This is a genomic window from Bradyrhizobium yuanmingense (genome assembly GCF_029167105.1).
Taxonomy (GTDB): Bacteria; Pseudomonadota; Alphaproteobacteria; order Rhizobiales; family Xanthobacteraceae; genus Bradyrhizobium; species Bradyrhizobium yuanmingense_A.
The window spans coordinates 227169-241870 of the sequence record NZ_JARFML010000005.1 but is presented as its reverse complement, the minus strand read 5'-3'; the positions used below and the strand labels follow the sequence as shown (position 1 = coordinate 241870).

The window sequence follows — 14702 nt, the reverse complement described above, 5'->3', positions numbered from 1 at the left end:
CCGGGGCCTATGTCGCGGCATTCTGGGTCCCGGCTCGCGCTTCGCGCGTCCGGGACACGAAACTCATGCAGGCGGCGTGCCGTTGATGGCCAGCACGTGGCCGGCGAGATACAGCGAGCCGGTGATCAGGATGCGCGGCGGCAGGTCGTAGGCAAGCTGCGCCAGCGCGCGCAGGGCGGCTTCGACGCCAGGGGCGGGCTCGACGCGCATGCCGAGGCTGCGTGCGGCGTCGGCGAGACGGTCGACCGGCATCGCATTCTCGGTGTCGGGAATCGGCACTGCGATGATGTGACGGGTGAGGCCGGCGAAATTGGCGAGGAAGGCGTGCGCGTCCTTGTTGGCCATCATCCCGGCGATGATCACCAGCGGTCGCGACACCCGCTCTTCGAGATCGCCGAGGGCGGCCGCCGCCACGCGGCCGCCCTCGGCATTGTGGCCGCCGTCGAGCCAGATCTCCGAGCCCTGCGGACCCCAGGACAGCAACTCGCCCGAGGTGAGGCGCTGCATCCGCGCCGGCCATTCGGCGCCGACGATTCCGGCCTCGAACGCGGCGTGGTTGACCTTGATGGTCGGCAGCGCGCGCAGCGTCGCGATCGCAAGCCCGGCATTGGCGAATTGGTGGCGGCCGAACAGACGCGGCGCCGGCAGGTCCATCAAGCCGCGATCGTCGGAATAGACCAGACGTCCGCGCTCGACATTGACGTGCCAGCTCTCGCCTGCGGCGAACAGCGGCGCACGCATGCGCCTCGCCTGCGCTTCGATCACGGCCATCGCCTCCGGCATCTGCTCGGCGCAAATCACGGGCACGCCGCGCTTGATGATCGCGGCCTTCTCGCCGGCAATCGATGCCAGCGTATCGCCGAGGAAATCCATGTGATCCATGCTGACGGGCGTGATCACAGAGGCCGCCGGCTGATCGACCACGTTGGTCGAATCCAGCCGGCCGCCGAGCCCGACTTCGAGCAGCACGATGTCGGCCGGGTTCTGCGCGAACAGCCGGAAGGCAGCCGCGGTCTTCAGCTCGAACAATGTCGCGGGCTCGCCGGCATTGACGCGCTCGACCGCTTCCAACGCCGCGCGCAGCTCGTCGTCGCCGACGAGCACGCCGCCGCCAACGCATCCAAGCCGGAAGCATTCGTTGATACGGACGAGATAGGGGGACGTATAGGCGTGGACGCGCAGACCTGAAGCCTCCAGCGTCGCGCGAAGGTAAGCAAGCGTCGAGCCCTTGCCGTTGGTGCCGGCAATGTGGATCACCGGCGGCAGCTTACGCTCGGGGTGGCCGAGCCGTTCGAGCAGACGGAGCATCCGCTCCAGTCCGAGATCGATGCGCTTCTGATGCAGGGCCGACAGCCGCCCGATCAACTCACCGAGCGGTGTCTTTGCACTGTCAGGGGAGGCGTTCACGCGTGCGGCGCTGCCGGCGCCGTCTCGGCGGCGGATACGATCTGCGCCGGGCTGGCGACCGGCTGCACGGACTTCGATGCACCTTCCTGCGCCGGCGCCTTGGTCAAGAGGCGGCAGAGCCGCGCCAGGGTCGGACGCAGCTCGTGGCGATGCACGACCATGTCGACCATGCCGTGCTCCTTGAGGTACTCGGCGCGCTGGAAACCTTCAGGCAGCTTCTCGCGGATGGTCTGCTCGATCACGCGCGCACCGGCAAAGCCGATCAGCGCGCCGGGCTCGGCGATCTGCACGTCACCGAGCATCGCATAGGACGCGGTGACGCCGCCGGTGGTGGGATTGGTCAGCACGACGATGTAGGGCAGCTTTGCCTCGCGCAGCATCTGTACCGCAACGGTGGTGCGCGGCATCTGCATCAGGGACAAAATGCCTTCTTGCATGCGTGCGCCGCCGCTCGCGGCGAACACGATGAACGGCGACTTCTTCTCGACCGCAAGCTCCATCCCGCGCACGATGGCTTCGCCCGCGGCCATGCCGAGCGAGCCTCCCATGAAGTCGAAATCCTGCACGGCGACGACGACGGCGGCGCCTTCGAGCTTGCCGTAGCCGACCTTGACCGCATCGTTCAGATTGGTCCGCGCCCGCGCATCCTTGATGCGATCGACATATTTCTTCTCATCACGGAACTTGAGCGGGTCAGGCGTGACCTCGGGCAGCGCCACGTCGAACCAGGTCTCGTTGTCGAAGATCGACTTGAGACGCGCCACCGCGCCCATGCGCATGTGATAGTTCGAGCCGGGGATGACGAACTGGTTGGCCTCGACGTCCTTGTAGAACACGAGCTGTCCGGAATCCGGGCACTTGATCCACAGATTCTCCGGCGTCTCCCGCCGCAGCATGTTGCGGATCTTCGGCCGGACCACATTGGTAAGCCAGTTCATGGTTTGCTCCGATGTGCGATCCCGCTGGGAATCGCCTGAAGGATATATGGCGGCCGGACATCTGCCCGGCAAGCCGCCGTGTCGCCCGTCCCAACAGCGGAATTATGGCCTATTCCGCCGCCTGCTGCGCGCCCTTGACGCCCTGGGCCAGGGCGGCCGTCAATTCGGCGACGGCGTTAACGGTTTTGGCGGTCGCCCGTCCCTCGGCATCGAGGCTGTTCTTGAGCGCATCGACCAGCGCGGTGCCGACCACCGAACCATCGGCCTTCTCGGCAATGGCGCGCGCCGCCTCCGGCGTGCGGATGCCAAAACCGACGCAGATCGGCAGCCTGGTATGCCGCTTGATACGCGCGACAGCTTCGCCAACGGCATTGGCGTCCGCCGCCGCCGCACCGGTGATGCCGGCGATCGAGACGTAATAGACAAAGCCTGACGTGTTCGCGAGTACCGCAGGTAAGCGCTTGTCGTCGGTGGTCGGGGTCGCCAGGCGAATGAAGTTGAGCCCCGCCTTCAGCGCAGGAATGCAGAGCTCGTCGTCTTCCTCCGGCGGCAAATCGACGATGATCAGGCCGTCGACGCCGGCCGTCTTGGCATCAGCCAAGAACTTGTCGACACCGTAGATGTAGATCGGATTGTAATAGCCCATCAGCACCAGCGGCGTGACATTGTCGTCCTTGCGGAAGTCGCGCACCAGCTCCAGCGTCTTCTTCAAGGTCATGCCGACCTTGAGCGCACGCAGGCCGGCAGCCTGGATCGAAGGACCGTCCGCCATCGGATCGGTGAAGGGAATGCCGAGTTCGATGACGTCGGCGCCGGACTTCGGCAGCGCCTTGACGATCTCGAGCGAGGTCGCGGGATCGGGATCGCCGGCCATCACATAGGTGACAAAGGCCGCGCGGCCTTGGCTCTTCAGCTCGGCAAAACGGGTATCGATACGCGTGGTCACTTCTTGCCCCTCAGGATATCGCCGACCTGCGGGACGTCCTTGTCGCCGCGGCCGGAGAGGTTGACGACCATCAGGTGGTCCCTCGGCCGCTTCGGCGCGAGCTCCATCACCTTGGCGATGGCATGCGCGGGCTCGAGCGCGGGGATGATGCCTTCGAGCTTCGACAGCAGCTGGAACGCGGCGAGCGCCTCGTCATCGGTTGCGGAGAGATAATTGACGCGGCCGACCTCGTGCAGCCAGGAATGCTCGGGGCCGATGCCGGGATAATCGAGACCGGCCGAGATCGAATGCGCGTCCTGGATCTGGCCGTCGGCATCCATCAAGAGATAGGTACGGTTGCCGTGAAGCACGCCGGGACGGCCGCCCGCGATCGAGGCCGCATGCAGCTGCGTCAGGCCATGGCCGGCGGCTTCGACGCCGAAGATCTCGACGGAGGGATCATCGAGGAACGGATGGAACAGGCCCATCGCGTTGGAGCCGCCGCCGATGCAGGCCACCAGCGAATCCGGCAGGCGGCCCTCGATCTCCTGCATCTGCGCCTTGGTCTCGTTGCCGATGACCGACTGGAAATCGCGCACCAAGGTCGGATAGGGATGCGGACCCGCCACCGTGCCGATGCAATAGAAGGTGTTGTGCACGTTGGTGACCCAGTCGCGCAGCGCCTCGTTCATGGCGTCCTTCAGCGTGCGCGTGCCCGACTGCACCGGCATCACCTTGGCACCCAGCATCTCCATGCGGATGACGTTGGGCTGCTGCCGCTCGACGTCGACGGCGCCCATATAGACCACGCATTCAAGGCCAAAGCGCGCGCACAGCGTCGCGGTGGCAACGCCGTGCTGGCCCGCGCCGGTCTCGGCGATGATGCGCTTCTTGCCCATGCGCCGTGCCAGCATGATCTGGCCGAGCACGTTGTTCACCTTGTGCGAGCCGGTGTGGTTGAGCTCCTCACGCTTCAAGTAGATCTTGGCGCCGCGGAGATGTTCGGTCAGGCGCTCGGCGAAATAGAGCGGCGAGGGACGGCCGACGTAGTTCTTGAGGTAGCCGTTCATCTCGGCCTGAAACGCCGGATCGGCCTTGGCCGCGGTGTAGGCCTTCTCCAAGTCGAGGATCAGCGGCATCAAGGTTTCGGCGACGAAGCGCCCGCCGAAGATGCCGAAATGGCCGCGCTCGTCGGGGCCGCTGCGGTAGGAGTTTGGCTTGGCGATGTTCATCGGACGCTCAACTCTTGACTTGCATCTTTGCTTGCGCGCGCGGCGCGGATGAAGGCCTTGATCATGTCGGGATCCTTGACACCGGGAGCGCTCTCGACACCCGAGGACACGTCGACGCCGCCGGCGCGGGTGACGCGGAGCGCCTCGGCCAGATTGTCGGCGTGCAGCCCGCCCGAGACCATGTAGGGCAGTTTCAGATCGAGATTGTCCAGGAGGCGCCAGTCGAACGGCGCGCCCAATCCTCCGGGCCGCGTCGCATCCTTCGGCGCGCGCGCATCGAACAGGATGCGGTCGGCGACCGCGGCGTAGCCGGGCAGCACCGCGAGATCGGCTGATGTCGCGACCGGGACCGCCTTCATCACCGGGCGGCCGAAGCGTTGCTTGATGTCGCGCAGCCGCGCGACGCTCTCTTTGCCATGCAGCTGGAAAATGTCCGGCGACAGCGCGTCCATGATGTTGTCGAGCGTTGCGTCATCGGCATCGACCGTGAGCGCCACCTTGAGCGCGCGCCGCTGCACCTGACGGCCGAGGTCACGGCCGAGCTCCAGGGACAGGTGCCGGGGCGACGGCGGAAAGAACACGAACCCGACCATGTCGGCGCCCGCCTCGAGCGCCGTTTCGAGCGTCTCGGGCGTGGACAGGCCGCAGATCTTGACGAGCAGGGACATGGTCTCAAAGCAGGTGAAGGCCGCGGGTCCGCGGCCGGAAAACGGGGCTTTTCGGTCGGGGCCGCTTCTACAACGTCGCGCGCTGCTTGTCTCGCCCGACGGGCCCGTACAGGCCCATCCCGGAGGGAACGGGAAGGCGCTGGGGCTCCGCTTTCGCTGCGGCCGCCTGGGCGCGCAGATCGGCCAGTTCGGCCCTGACGGCCCGGGCCTCCGCATCGTTCCGGCGCGCCGCGCGCCGCCAGCGCCGCTGGCCGAACCAGACGGCAGAGCCGCCCGCGACAACGCCCAAGGCCGCCACCAAGATCAGCAGCAGGAACAGCGGCAGGGTGATCGACAGCGCGGGGTCGTCCGCAATGAAGGGGTCGAAGGAGACGGTGACGAAATGCCTGTTGGCGACGGCGAACGCCGCCAGGATCAGGCCCAGCGGAAGCACGATCAGCGCGGTCAGGAACTTTCGCATCTCGCTTCGCTCGCTTCGAATCAAGCTTGCAGCCGCATCTTGTGCGACCGCGAAAAACCCTAAAGCGCGCTCACATCGCGCTTCAGTCTGCGCCGCCGGGATCCGGATGGTCGCGGTTCAGCCGCTCGCGCATTTCCTTGCCGGTCTTGAAGAACGGAACACTCTTCTGATCGACGGGCACATGGGCGCCGGTGCGTGGATTGCGCCCTGCGCGCGCAGGGCGATGCTTGACCGAGAAGGCACCGAAGCCGCGCAGCTCGACGCGATCACCGCGTGCAAGCGCCGCTACGATCTCTTCGAGAATCGCATTCACAATGTTCTCGACATCCCGCTGGTACAGATGCGGGTTGTGCTCGGCGATACGCTGAACAAGTTCGGATTTGATCATCGAGAGATAGGACCCGGAAGCGTGCGGATGACCATTTCCGTGAAAATACCGTGATCTGTCAAGACGCTAAATCAAGGATGGGCGTCGTGAAAATGCGTGACAAATGCCGAAAAAGCAGGCTGCGCCGACACGCGTCAGACGGGAAAAAGCTCTGAAACTCGCTTGCCGACGGTCAGTTGGACGCGGCCGGCTGCCACAGGGCCAGCATTCCATCCATTCCGAGCCGGTCCACCGCCTGCGCGACGCCGGTTTGCCCGATCTGGTGCGCGATCGAGCCCAAACCGAGCGCTTCCAGCGTCAATGCGGCCGCGGTCTTCAGGAACGGCAGGTCGCCGAAGCGCGGCTGAAGCTTGTAATCGCGCACGGGAAGGCCCTTCTTGACGCCTTTCTGCTCAACCAGCCAGGTCACGGCCGTCTTCTCGTCGCCGATCTGGTCGATCAGCTTGAGATCGATCGCCTGGCGCCCGGTGAAGACCCGGCCGTCCGCGACTTTTTCGAGCTGCGTGTCATCCATGCCACGCCGCTCCTTCACCATCCCCTTGAACCAGGCATAGGAATCCTTCACCAGCGCATCGAGCGCGGCGCGCGCCTCGGGACTGGTCGGCTCGAAACCGTTGGGCGCGGCCTTCAGCGGCGAGGACTTCACCTCCTCGACCTTGACGCCGATGGTCTTCATGAGCTCGGAGACGTTGGGGTACTGGAACAGCACCCCGATGGAGCCGACCAGCGAGCTTTGCTGGGCGACGATGTGGTCGCTCGCAATCGCGGTGATGTAGCCCCCGGAGGCAGCTAGCCCCTCGACCACCACCACCAGCGGCTTTTTCGCCTTGAGACGGACCAGCGAGTCATAGAGCTGCTCGGAGCCGGCGGTGGTGCCGCCCGGCGAGTTGATGTGAACGATGACGGCGGCCGCCTGCGAGTTCTCGAGCCGCTCCAGCGCCTGCGTGCGGTCGGAATCGCTGCGGATCAATCCCTCGATCTGGACGCGCGCGATCGAGCCGGCGGATGCGAGGGTGCCGCGTGCACCGGGCGTCGCAATCAGCGCGAAGCTTGCAATCGCCGCGATCGCGATCAGCGCCGCCATCACACGCCAGAACGTCAGCTTGCGGCGGATCCTGCGGCGATCGACGATGATGTCCGAATCGAGCGACATCGGAATATCTCCAAATGAAAGATCAGGCGCGTTGTGCCGTCACGGCGTGACCATCGGCTTATCTCGATACATCAATTGCGGGCCAATTTGAAGAAAACAAGGCTGTGAGCGGGGCGAGAAAGTCGCCGCAAACTCAGTCGTCATCCCCGCCTAGTGCGCAATTGCGCACGGGGGCGGGGATCCATAACCCCAAGGAGGAGTCGTCGAGCGAGCTGGCAACTCCAAGTCTTCGTCGAACTTGATCCTGTGGTTATGGGTCCCGGGCTCGCGCTTCGCGCGCCCCGGGACGACAGTCGAGTATGCCACAACAAAAAAGCCCCGGCTTGCGCCGGGGCCTTGATGCAGCGAAACGTACGTTTCGCTTACTTGCTGTCGCGGTTCTTGAGCGCGGTGCCGAGGATGTCGCCCAGCGTCGCACCCGAATCCGAGGAGCCGTACTGCGCGATGGCTTCCTTCTCTTCGGCGACTTCGAGCGCCTTGATCGACACCTGGACCTTGCGGGCCTTCTTGTCGAACTGGATCACGCGGGCATCGACCTTCTCGCCGACGGCGAAGCGTTCGGCGCGCTGGTCGTTGCGGTCACGGGCGAGCTCCGAGCGCTTGATGAAGGTGGTGAAGTCGGTACCGGCGATCTTCACCTCGATACCGCTCTCCTTCACTTCGAGCACTTCGCAGGTCACGACCGCGCCCTTCTTGACATCGCCCGGCTCGGCGAAGGGGTCGCCTTCGAGCTGCTTGATGCCGAGCGAGATGCGCTCCTTCTCGACGTCCACATCGAGCACCACGGCCTTCACCATGTCGCCCTTTTTGTAGTTGTCGATCACCTGCTCGCCCGGAAGCTTCCAGTCGAGATCGGAGAGGTGGACCATGCCGTCGACGTCGCCCTCGAGGCCCAGGAACAGACCGAACTCGGTCTTGTTCTTGACCTCGCCCTCGACCACCGAACCGGTCGGGTGCTTCTCGACGAAGACCTCCCAGGGGTTGCGCATGGTCTGCTTGAGGCCGAGCGAGATGCGGCGCTTGACGGAATCGACTTCCAGCACCTGCACATCGACTTCCTGCGAGGTCGACACGATCTTGCCGGGGTGCATGTTCTTCTTGGTCCACGACATCTCGGAGACGTGGATCAGGCCTTCGATGCCCGGCTCGAGCTCGACGAACGCACCGTAGTCGGTGATGTTGGTGACGCGGCCGGTAAAGCGGGCACCCAGCGGGTACTTGGCTTCGATGCCCTGCCACGGATCGTCCAGCAGCTGCTTCATGCCCAGCGAGATGCGGTGCGTCTCGTGGTTGATCTTGATGATCTTGACCTTCACGGTCTGGCCGATCGAGAGCACCTCGGTCGGGTGGTTGACGCGGCGCCACGCGATGTCGGTGACGTGCAGGAGGCCGTCGATGCCGCCGAGGTCAACGAACGCACCGTAATCGGTGATGTTCTTGACCACGCCGTCGATGACCTGACCCTCTTCGAGGTTCTGCACCAGCTCCTGGCGCTGCTCGGCGCGGGTCTCTTCCAGAACCGTGCGGCGGGACACGACGATGTTGCCGCGGCGGCGGTCCATCTTCAGGATCTGGAACGGCTGCGAGTTGTTCATCAGCGGCGCAACGTCGCGGATCGGACGGATGTCGACCTGCGAGCGCGGCAGGAAGGCCACGGCACCGTCGAGGTCGACGGTGAAGCCGCCCTTGACCTGGTTGAAGATGACGCCGTTGACCTTCTCGTTGTTCTGGAATGCCTTCTCCAGCTTGCCCCAGCTCTCTTCGCGGCGCGCCTTGTCGCGCGACAGCACGGCTTCGCCGAGGGCGTTTTCGATGCGATCGAGGAACACTTCCACCTCGTCGCCGACCTTGAGGTCGCTCTCACGGCCGGGGCCGGAAAATTCGCGCAGCGCGACGCGGCCCTCGGTCTTCAGGCCGACGTCGATGACGGCCATGTCCTTTTCAATTGCAACCACCTTGCCCTTGACGACGGAGCTTTCCTGCAGGTTGCCGCCTGCGAAGGACTCGTCGAGCATCGCGGCGAAATCGTCGCGCGACGGGCTATAGGTATCAGCGGAAGTCGAAGCCATTTGTTCTCCAGTTGCGGATGTCTTGCCGGCCGTTGGGTTCATGGGCGCATCGCGCGCGCAGTGTCGGAAGGTCCGCAAGACCTTCGAGCGACCGCTCGTTGCCCCGATCCAGCGACCAGAACAGCGGAAGCGGGCCGGCTGAGGCCCGCGCGTTCGATACGTTGAAAGCTTTGTCCGGAACCTGGATCGCGCCGGTCCCGAAACCGGGACGAAGCGTATCGACCTCAAAGAGCGGGAGCGGGCACTTCCTCCAATGACGGCGGCGGCTTAACCCCGCGACCGGCCCGCTCGGACAGCCTCGATAATGTCGATGGCGGCCCGGACGCCGCCTTCTATATCCAGTTGGGAGTTATCTAGCAAGTAAGCATCCGGGGCCGGTTTCAAAGGCGCAATCGGCCGATTCTTGTCACGTTCGTCACGCTGGAGGATGTCGGCGAGCACGGCCGCCTCGTCCGCCTCCTCGCCCCGCGCCCTGGCCTCCATGGTGCGGCGGCGGGCGCGGACCCTGGGGTCGGCGACCACGAAGATCTTCACGTCGGCATGGGGGCAGATCACGGTTCCAATATCGCGGCCGTCGAGCACGGCGCCGGGCGGATCGGCCGCGAACTGACGCTGGAAATTGACCAGGACCTCGCGAACCCTGGGGATGGCCGAGACGATCGAGGCACCCTCGCCGGCCTTCTGGGTCTTCAGCGCAGGATTGCCGAACTTTTCGGGATCGAGCTCCAACGCGGCCTGCACCGCGGCCGCCTCGTCGTTGAGATCGTGCCCCGACTGCATCAGGGCATAGGCGACCGCGCGATAGATCACGCCGGTATCGAGATGACGATAGCCGTAATGGTGGGCGAGACGCTTGCCGAGCGTCCCCTTCCCCGAAGCCGCGGGCCCGTCAATGGCGATGATCATGTCACTCAAACCTTGGCTGTCTGGGGCCCGCGCGCTCGTCGCAATGGCCGCTCTTCCGTAAAAATGTTGCGAGACGCGAACTCCGCGGGGCTCGCAAAAGTAAGATATTCGCGCATCGCGTCGGACGGCGATGACGTCGTGAACCATGGCTCGGCAAGGCGCCGCGCCGGATCGCAGACCCACGCCGGCACCCGACCAAGACGCCGTTGCTTGGCCAGATACTCGGCGATCGCGCCGACCAGAGCGTCGAGCCGATCGTCCTGCGTCAGCGCCGGCTCGTCCTCGATCGTCTCGTATTGAGCGCGGGCGGTCCCTGCCAGATCGAACGTGTCCACGAATTCGGTCAGGACCGCGTCCCGCGGCGCGCCGGCCCGAATGCGATCGACGGCTTCAGCGAGGGTATTCGGGCGCATCCGCTCCTCCCCCGAGATCCATGTTCTTCAGCAAGAAGCGTTGCTTCTCCGAGGATGCCGCGCTGACGGGAAAATACCGGCCAAGCAGAGCGATGGCTTCCTCAACGGTCGAGATTCCAACCACTTTCATCAAGTTCAAGATATCCAGCCGTTCCGTCTCCCCTCGAACGGGATCCGTAATGCGGAACGCCTTCAATTTCAGTGCCAGAAGATATTCAGCGGACGGCACCCAAACCTCAAGCCCCGGCGGCGTGCCATCGCGGGGGAAGGTCCCAAATTCCAGATGATCCGCGGCGCGATCTGCAAGTGGACTGAGATGAAATACGACGTGGTCGTTGAACCAGTCGGCACCCCATCCATTCCTTGCGGCAATATCGGCCGTTGTTCTTTCCAGCCAATCCGGCAGCGGGCGCTCGAGCTTCGAGACGTCGACATCTTCGGTCGCGAAGCGGAAATTGCTGGCCAACATGAGGGCCGAGCCGCCATAGACCGCGATCTGAAGCTTTGTTCCGGCGTCGGCCGCAGCACGGCCGATCGAATCGAAAGCATCCAGCAAGGCGTCGCGATCGAAGGCTACGCTCATAGCCGCGACCTCATGAAAACTCGGCCCCTAGCGAACGCATCATCGGAATGAAATCGGGAAAGCTGGTGGCGATGAAGGCGGTGTCGTCGACGGTGACGGGCTGATCGGAGGCGCAGCCCATCACCAGCGCCGACATCGCGATGCGATGGTCCATGTGGGTGGCGACGGTGCCGCCGCCCGGGACGTGGCCGCGGCCCTCCACGATCAGGTCGTCGCCGGAGACCTCGACCTTGACGCCGTTGACGCGAAGCATGGCGGCGGTGGCTTCAAGCCGGTCGGATTCCTTGACGCGCAGCTCCTGCAGGCCGCGCATGATCGTGGTGCCCTCGGCGAACGAGGCCGCCACCGCCAGCACCAGATATTCGTCGATCATCGACGGCGCGCGCTCCGGCGGCACCTCGACGCCGCGCAGCTTCGAGGCGCGCACGCGCAAGCGCGCCATCGGCTCGCCGGCGTCGCCGCGCACCTCGCTCTCCTCGATGGAGGCGCCCATTTCGCGCAGCGTGGTGAACAGGCCGGTGCGCAGCGGATTGGTCATGACGTCGGACAGCACGACGTCGGAGCCCTCGACGATCAGCGCCGCGACGATCGGGAAGGCGGCTGAAGAGGGATCGGCGGGCACCACGACATTGGCGCCATGCAGCTCGGGCTGGCCCACCAGCGTGATGCGGCGGCCGTGCCGGCCTTCCTGGACCGAGGTGATGTCGGCGCCGAAATGCTTCAGCATCAGCTCGGTGTGGTCGCGGCTGGCCTCGGTCTCGATGACCGTGGTGGTGCCGGGAGCGGCGAGGCCCGCCAGCAGCACGGCGGATTTGATCTGGGCCGAGGCGACCGGGGTCTTGTAGACGATCGGCAGGGGGTCCCGCGCGCCTTGGAGGGTCAGCGGCAGGCGCCCGCCCTCGCGGACGGCGGTGACCCGGGCACCCATCTTTTCCAGGGGATCGAGGATCCGGCGCATCGGACGGCTGCGCAGCGAGGCGTCGCCGTCGAACACCGCCGAAATCGGGCAGCCGGCGACGGCGCCCATGACCAGCCGGCAGCCGGTGCCGGAATTGCCGAAATCCAGAGCTGCCTTGGGCTGGGCGAAGCCTCCGACCCCGACGCCGTTGACGGTCCAGGCGAAATCGCCGGTGCGCTCGACCCTGGCGCCCAGCGCCTGCATCGATTTGGCGGTGTTGAGGACGTCCTCGCCCTCGAGCAGGCCCGAAATCCTGGTCTCGCCGACCGCGAGCGCGCCCAGGATCAGGGCGCGGTGGGAGATCGACTTGTCGCCGGGCACCCGTACTTTCCCGGTCAGGGGACCGCTGGCGCGAGACTGGAGCGGCCTCGGTTGGTCGGAATGGGTCAAGATTGTGTCCTTGAATAGGCCCGGTGGACTGGCGCGCAGGTACCACATGGTCCGCGCCCCGTCACGGGCATGTCGTTCTCCCGCAATGCGCTATTGACAGCGGGCCGCCAACTAGCCAAGTGAAGCACCGCTTTTCAGACATTCCCAGGATTCCTGCCGTGGCCAAGTCCGAACTCGGAACCAAACGTATTTGCCCGACCACGGGCAAGAAGTTCTATGACCTCAACAAGAATCCGGTGATCTCGCCCTATACCGGCGAAGTGGTGCCGATCGCCCCGGTCGCTCCTGCCCGCGGCCCCCGTGCCGCCGAGGCCCGCAACATGGCCCAGGACAACGCGCCGGAGCCGGCGGAGGCCGAGGAGTTGGTCTCGCTCGAGGAGGCCGATGCCGAGGAGAACACCGGCAAGGTCAAGGCGGTCGTGCCGGAATCGGAGGACGATATCGAGGTCGACGAGACCCTCGACGACGATGATGACGACGATTCGACCTTCATTGCCGACGAGGAAGAGGGCGATGAGGACGTGACCGACATCATTGGTGATGTCGGCGGTGATGAAGAGACTTGAGATCAGCCCTGATCTGTGAAAAAGGGTGCACCGCGCGAGTCGTCTGGAGCGCTCGCCGGCCGGGACGGGTCCCCCAGGATCCTCCCATCTGGACTAAGGGGCCATAGCTCAGCTGGGAGAGCGCTTGCATGGCATGCAAGAGGTCGGCGGTTCGATCCCGCCTGGCTCCACCAGCCTTCGCTCGCTTCGCGAGCTACGGCTCGGCAAGCCAGCCCCGCTCCATCGTAGCGAAGCGAGCGAAGGCTGCCGCGGCGTAGCCCGAAGGGCGAAGCCGGGCTCCATCAGATAGAACGCGGGTGTAAGCTCTCCTCGACAACTGGGGAGCGTGCCGTGAAGTACGTCTACATCCTTGAGAGCCTCGATTCCCTCCACTTCTATGTCGGGATCACCGACGACCTGCGAGCCCGACTGACAAAGCACAATGCTGGTGAGGTCCCTCACACCTCGAAATACGGACCCTGGCGTCTCAAGACCTACATTGCGTTCAACAACGAGAGGCAGGCCGTCGCATTCGAGAAGTACCTGAAGTCAGCGTCCGGCCGCGCCTTCGCCAAGAAACGCCTGTAAGCCCCTACTCCCCGATCACCGCATTCAGCCGATCCCTCAGCGCGACGATCTCGTCTTTCATCGCGACCAGCTCCGACACCGAGCATTCCGATGCCGCCAGGATCGATTGCGGCACGCTGCGGGCCTTTTCCTTCAGCGCATGGCCCTGCGGCGTCAGGGCGATCAGAACCTGGCGCTCGTCCTCACGCGAGCGGGTGCGCCTGACGAGATGGGCGGCCTCGAGGCGCTTCAGCAGCGGCGTCAGCGTGCCCGAATCCAGGAACAGCTTCTCGCCGATCTCCTTGACCGGCACGTCGTCGCGCTCCCACAGCACCAGCATGACCAGATATTGCGGATAGGTCAGGCCGAGCCGATCGAGCAGCGGCTTGTAGACGCGGTTGAAGGCGTGCGTAGCGGAATAGACCGCGAAGCAGATCTGGTTGTCGAGACGAAGCGGGTCTACCGCCGTTGATTTCCGGGCCATGAAGAATCCTGCGCGTTTCTCCCATTCTGGGCCCGGCCGGCGCCACATTCAATTGCGAACAATTAAATGTGAGGCGCGCCAAATTAGATTGCGCGCAATCTAATTGTCTGCGATAAAGCTTACGCCCCAACCCGGAAAGACCCGAGGAGACGACAATGTCTGTGAACGTCCTCTACAAGACCAGCGCCAAGGCCACCGGCGGCCGCGACGGCCATGCTGCGACCCTCGACGGCGCGCTCGACGTCAAGCTCACCACGCCGAAGGAGCTCGGCGGCGGCGGCGGCGCCGGCAACAATCCCGAGCAGCTGTTCGCGGCCGGCTATGCCGCCTGCTTCATCGGCGCGATGAAGTTCGTGGCCTCGCAGGGCGGCCCGAAGGTGCCCGCCGACGCCTCCGTCACCTCGACCGTCGGCATCGGCCCGCGCTCCGAAGGCGGCTTCGGCCTCGATATCGACCTCGCGGTCTCGCTGCCGGGTCTCGCCCGCGCAGATGCCGAGGCGCTGGTGGCGAAGGCGCACCAGGTGTGCCCGTACTCCAATGCCACGCGCGGCAATGTCGACGTTCGCCTGACGGTGGTCTGATCGGCAGCGCGGATCGGCTGGCCCGGGGTCCCCCT

17 protein-coding genes and 1 tRNA gene are annotated in these 14702 nt (G+C 65.1%); 4 read left to right on the top strand and 14 right to left on the bottom strand.

The window, feature by feature from the left end:
* Positions 1-63: 63 nt before the first annotated feature.
* From P0R31_RS09285 to aroA, 13 genes are all read right to left on the bottom strand, one after another.
* On the bottom strand, positions 64-1407 hold the full coding sequence (locus P0R31_RS09285; protein ID WP_275513807.1) for a bifunctional folylpolyglutamate synthase/dihydrofolate synthase: 1344 nt from the start codon (positions 1405-1407) through the stop codon (positions 64-66).
* On the bottom strand, positions 1404-2345 hold the full coding sequence (gene accD, locus P0R31_RS09280; protein ID WP_225144105.1) for an acetyl-CoA carboxylase, carboxyltransferase subunit beta: 942 nt from the start codon (positions 2343-2345) through the stop codon (positions 1404-1406). The genes P0R31_RS09285 and accD overlap by 4 nt, the downstream gene beginning before the upstream one ends.
* Positions 2346-2454: 109 nt before the next feature.
* Positions 2455-3291, bottom strand: coding sequence for a tryptophan synthase subunit alpha (gene trpA / locus P0R31_RS09275; RefSeq protein WP_275513806.1), 837 nt, complete (start codon positions 3289-3291; stop codon positions 2455-2457).
* Positions 3288-4502 (bottom strand): tryptophan synthase subunit beta, encoded by a 1215-nt coding sequence (gene trpB / locus P0R31_RS09270; RefSeq protein WP_275513805.1) that lies wholly within the window; start codon positions 4500-4502, stop codon positions 3288-3290. The genes trpA and trpB overlap by 4 nt, the downstream gene beginning before the upstream one ends.
* Positions 4499-5170 carry a phosphoribosylanthranilate isomerase gene (locus P0R31_RS09265; protein ID WP_275513804.1) on the bottom strand — a complete coding sequence of 224 codons (672 nt, stop codon included), beginning with the start codon at positions 5168-5170 and terminating at the stop codon, positions 4499-4501. The genes trpB and P0R31_RS09265 overlap by 4 nt, the downstream gene beginning before the upstream one ends.
* Positions 5171-5237: 67 nt before the next feature.
* A complete protein-coding gene (locus tag P0R31_RS09260; RefSeq protein ID WP_275513803.1) occupies positions 5238-5630 on the bottom strand; it encodes a lipopolysaccharide assembly protein LapA domain-containing protein in 393 nt (130 codons plus the stop codon).
* 82 nt (positions 5631-5712) lie between these two features.
* Positions 5713-6018, bottom strand: a complete 306-nt coding sequence (locus tag P0R31_RS09255) for an integration host factor subunit beta (protein ID WP_124162406.1) — start codon at positions 6016-6018, stop codon at positions 5713-5715.
* Between the two features lie 172 nt (positions 6019-6190).
* Positions 6191-7171 carry a signal peptide peptidase SppA gene (gene sppA, locus P0R31_RS09250; RefSeq protein WP_275513802.1) on the bottom strand — a complete coding sequence of 327 codons (981 nt, stop codon included), beginning with the start codon at positions 7169-7171 and terminating at the stop codon, positions 6191-6193.
* Between the two features lie 362 nt (positions 7172-7533).
* Positions 7534-9240, bottom strand: coding sequence for a 30S ribosomal protein S1 (rpsA, locus tag P0R31_RS09245; protein WP_036009120.1), 1707 nt, complete (start codon positions 9238-9240; stop codon positions 7534-7536).
* A 267-nt stretch (positions 9241-9507) separates the two neighbouring features.
* Complete coding sequence (gene cmk, locus P0R31_RS09240; protein WP_275513801.1) at positions 9508-10146, bottom strand: (d)CMP kinase; 639 nt, start codon at positions 10144-10146, stop codon at positions 9508-9510.
* Positions 10147-10151: 5 nt separating this feature from the next.
* A complete protein-coding gene (locus tag P0R31_RS09235; RefSeq protein ID WP_275513800.1) occupies positions 10152-10559 on the bottom strand; it encodes a hypothetical protein in 408 nt (135 codons plus the stop codon).
* The gene (locus P0R31_RS09230) at positions 10537-11142 is read right to left on the bottom strand and encodes a hypothetical protein (RefSeq protein WP_275513799.1); all 606 of its coding nucleotides are present in this window, start codon (positions 11140-11142) and stop codon (positions 10537-10539) included. Before P0R31_RS09230 ends, P0R31_RS09235 begins: the two co-directional genes overlap by 23 nt.
* A 10-nt stretch (positions 11143-11152) precedes the next feature.
* Positions 11153-12490: a 3-phosphoshikimate 1-carboxyvinyltransferase gene (gene aroA / locus P0R31_RS09225; RefSeq protein WP_275513797.1), complete on the bottom strand. Its 1338-nt coding sequence runs from the start codon at positions 12488-12490 to the stop codon at positions 11153-11155.
* 158 nt (positions 12491-12648) lie between these two features.
* On the opposite strand from aroA, the gene P0R31_RS09220 reads away from it, so the two are divergent.
* The 3 genes from P0R31_RS09220 to P0R31_RS09210 all read left to right on the top strand — a co-directional run bounded on the left by P0R31_RS09220 (position 12649) and on the right by P0R31_RS09210 (position 13623).
* Positions 12649-13056 (top strand): TIGR02300 family protein, encoded by a 408-nt coding sequence (locus P0R31_RS09220; RefSeq protein WP_036024433.1) that lies wholly within the window; start codon positions 12649-12651, stop codon positions 13054-13056.
* 97 nt (positions 13057-13153) lie between these two features.
* A tRNA-Ala gene (locus P0R31_RS09215) sits at positions 13154-13229 on the top strand.
* A 157-nt stretch (positions 13230-13386) separates the two neighbouring features.
* Positions 13387-13623: a GIY-YIG nuclease family protein gene (locus P0R31_RS09210; protein WP_275513796.1), complete on the top strand. Its 237-nt coding sequence runs from the start codon at positions 13387-13389 to the stop codon at positions 13621-13623.
* Positions 13624-13627: 4 nt separating this feature from the next.
* Here P0R31_RS09210 and P0R31_RS09205 read toward each other — a convergent pair whose 3' ends face one another.
* Entirely contained in the window at positions 13628-14086 is a 459-nt protein-coding gene (locus P0R31_RS09205) for a MarR family winged helix-turn-helix transcriptional regulator (RefSeq protein ID WP_275513795.1), read from the bottom strand.
* 155 nt (positions 14087-14241) lie between these two features.
* Between P0R31_RS09205 and P0R31_RS09200 the strand changes: the two genes are divergently transcribed.
* The gene (locus tag P0R31_RS09200; RefSeq protein WP_036009140.1) at positions 14242-14667 is read left to right on the top strand and encodes an organic hydroperoxide resistance protein; all 426 of its coding nucleotides are present in this window, start codon (positions 14242-14244) and stop codon (positions 14665-14667) included.
* The last annotated feature ends 35 nt before the right edge of the window (positions 14668-14702 follow it).

Excerpts from the sequence above, each read along its gene's own strand:
- rpsA (WP_036009120.1), bottom strand. The coding sequence starts at position 9,240 with ATGGCTTCGACTTCCGCTGATACCTATAGCCCGTCGCGCGACGATTTC.
- P0R31_RS09200 (WP_036009140.1), top strand. The coding sequence starts at position 14,242 with ATGTCTGTGAACGTCCTCTACAAGACCAGCGCCAAGGCCACCGGCGGC.
- P0R31_RS09230 (WP_275513799.1), bottom strand. The coding sequence starts at position 11,142 with ATGAGCGTAGCCTTCGATCGCGACGCCTTGCTGGATGCTTTCGATTCG.
- sppA (WP_275513802.1), bottom strand. The coding sequence starts at position 7,171 with ATGTCGCTCGATTCGGACATCATCGTCGATCGCCGCAGGATCCGCCGC.
- P0R31_RS09235 (WP_275513800.1), bottom strand. The coding sequence starts at position 10,559 with ATGCGCCCGAATACCCTCGCTGAAGCCGTCGATCGCATTCGGGCCGGC.
- cmk (WP_275513801.1), bottom strand. The coding sequence starts at position 10,146 with ATGATCATCGCCATTGACGGGCCCGCGGCTTCGGGGAAGGGGACGCTC.
- P0R31_RS09260 (WP_275513803.1), bottom strand. The coding sequence starts at position 5,630 with ATGCGAAAGTTCCTGACCGCGCTGATCGTGCTTCCGCTGGGCCTGATC.
- trpB (WP_275513805.1), bottom strand. The coding sequence starts at position 4,502 with ATGAACATCGCCAAGCCAAACTCCTACCGCAGCGGCCCCGACGAGCGC.
- P0R31_RS09205 (WP_275513795.1), bottom strand. The coding sequence starts at position 14,086 with ATGGCCCGGAAATCAACGGCGGTAGACCCGCTTCGTCTCGACAACCAG.
- P0R31_RS09265 (WP_275513804.1), bottom strand. The coding sequence starts at position 5,170 with ATGTCCCTGCTCGTCAAGATCTGCGGCCTGTCCACGCCCGAGACGCTC.
- P0R31_RS09255 (WP_124162406.1), bottom strand. The coding sequence starts at position 6,018 with ATGATCAAATCCGAACTTGTTCAGCGTATCGCCGAGCACAACCCGCAT.
- accD (WP_225144105.1), bottom strand. The coding sequence starts at position 2,345 with ATGAACTGGCTTACCAATGTGGTCCGGCCGAAGATCCGCAACATGCTG.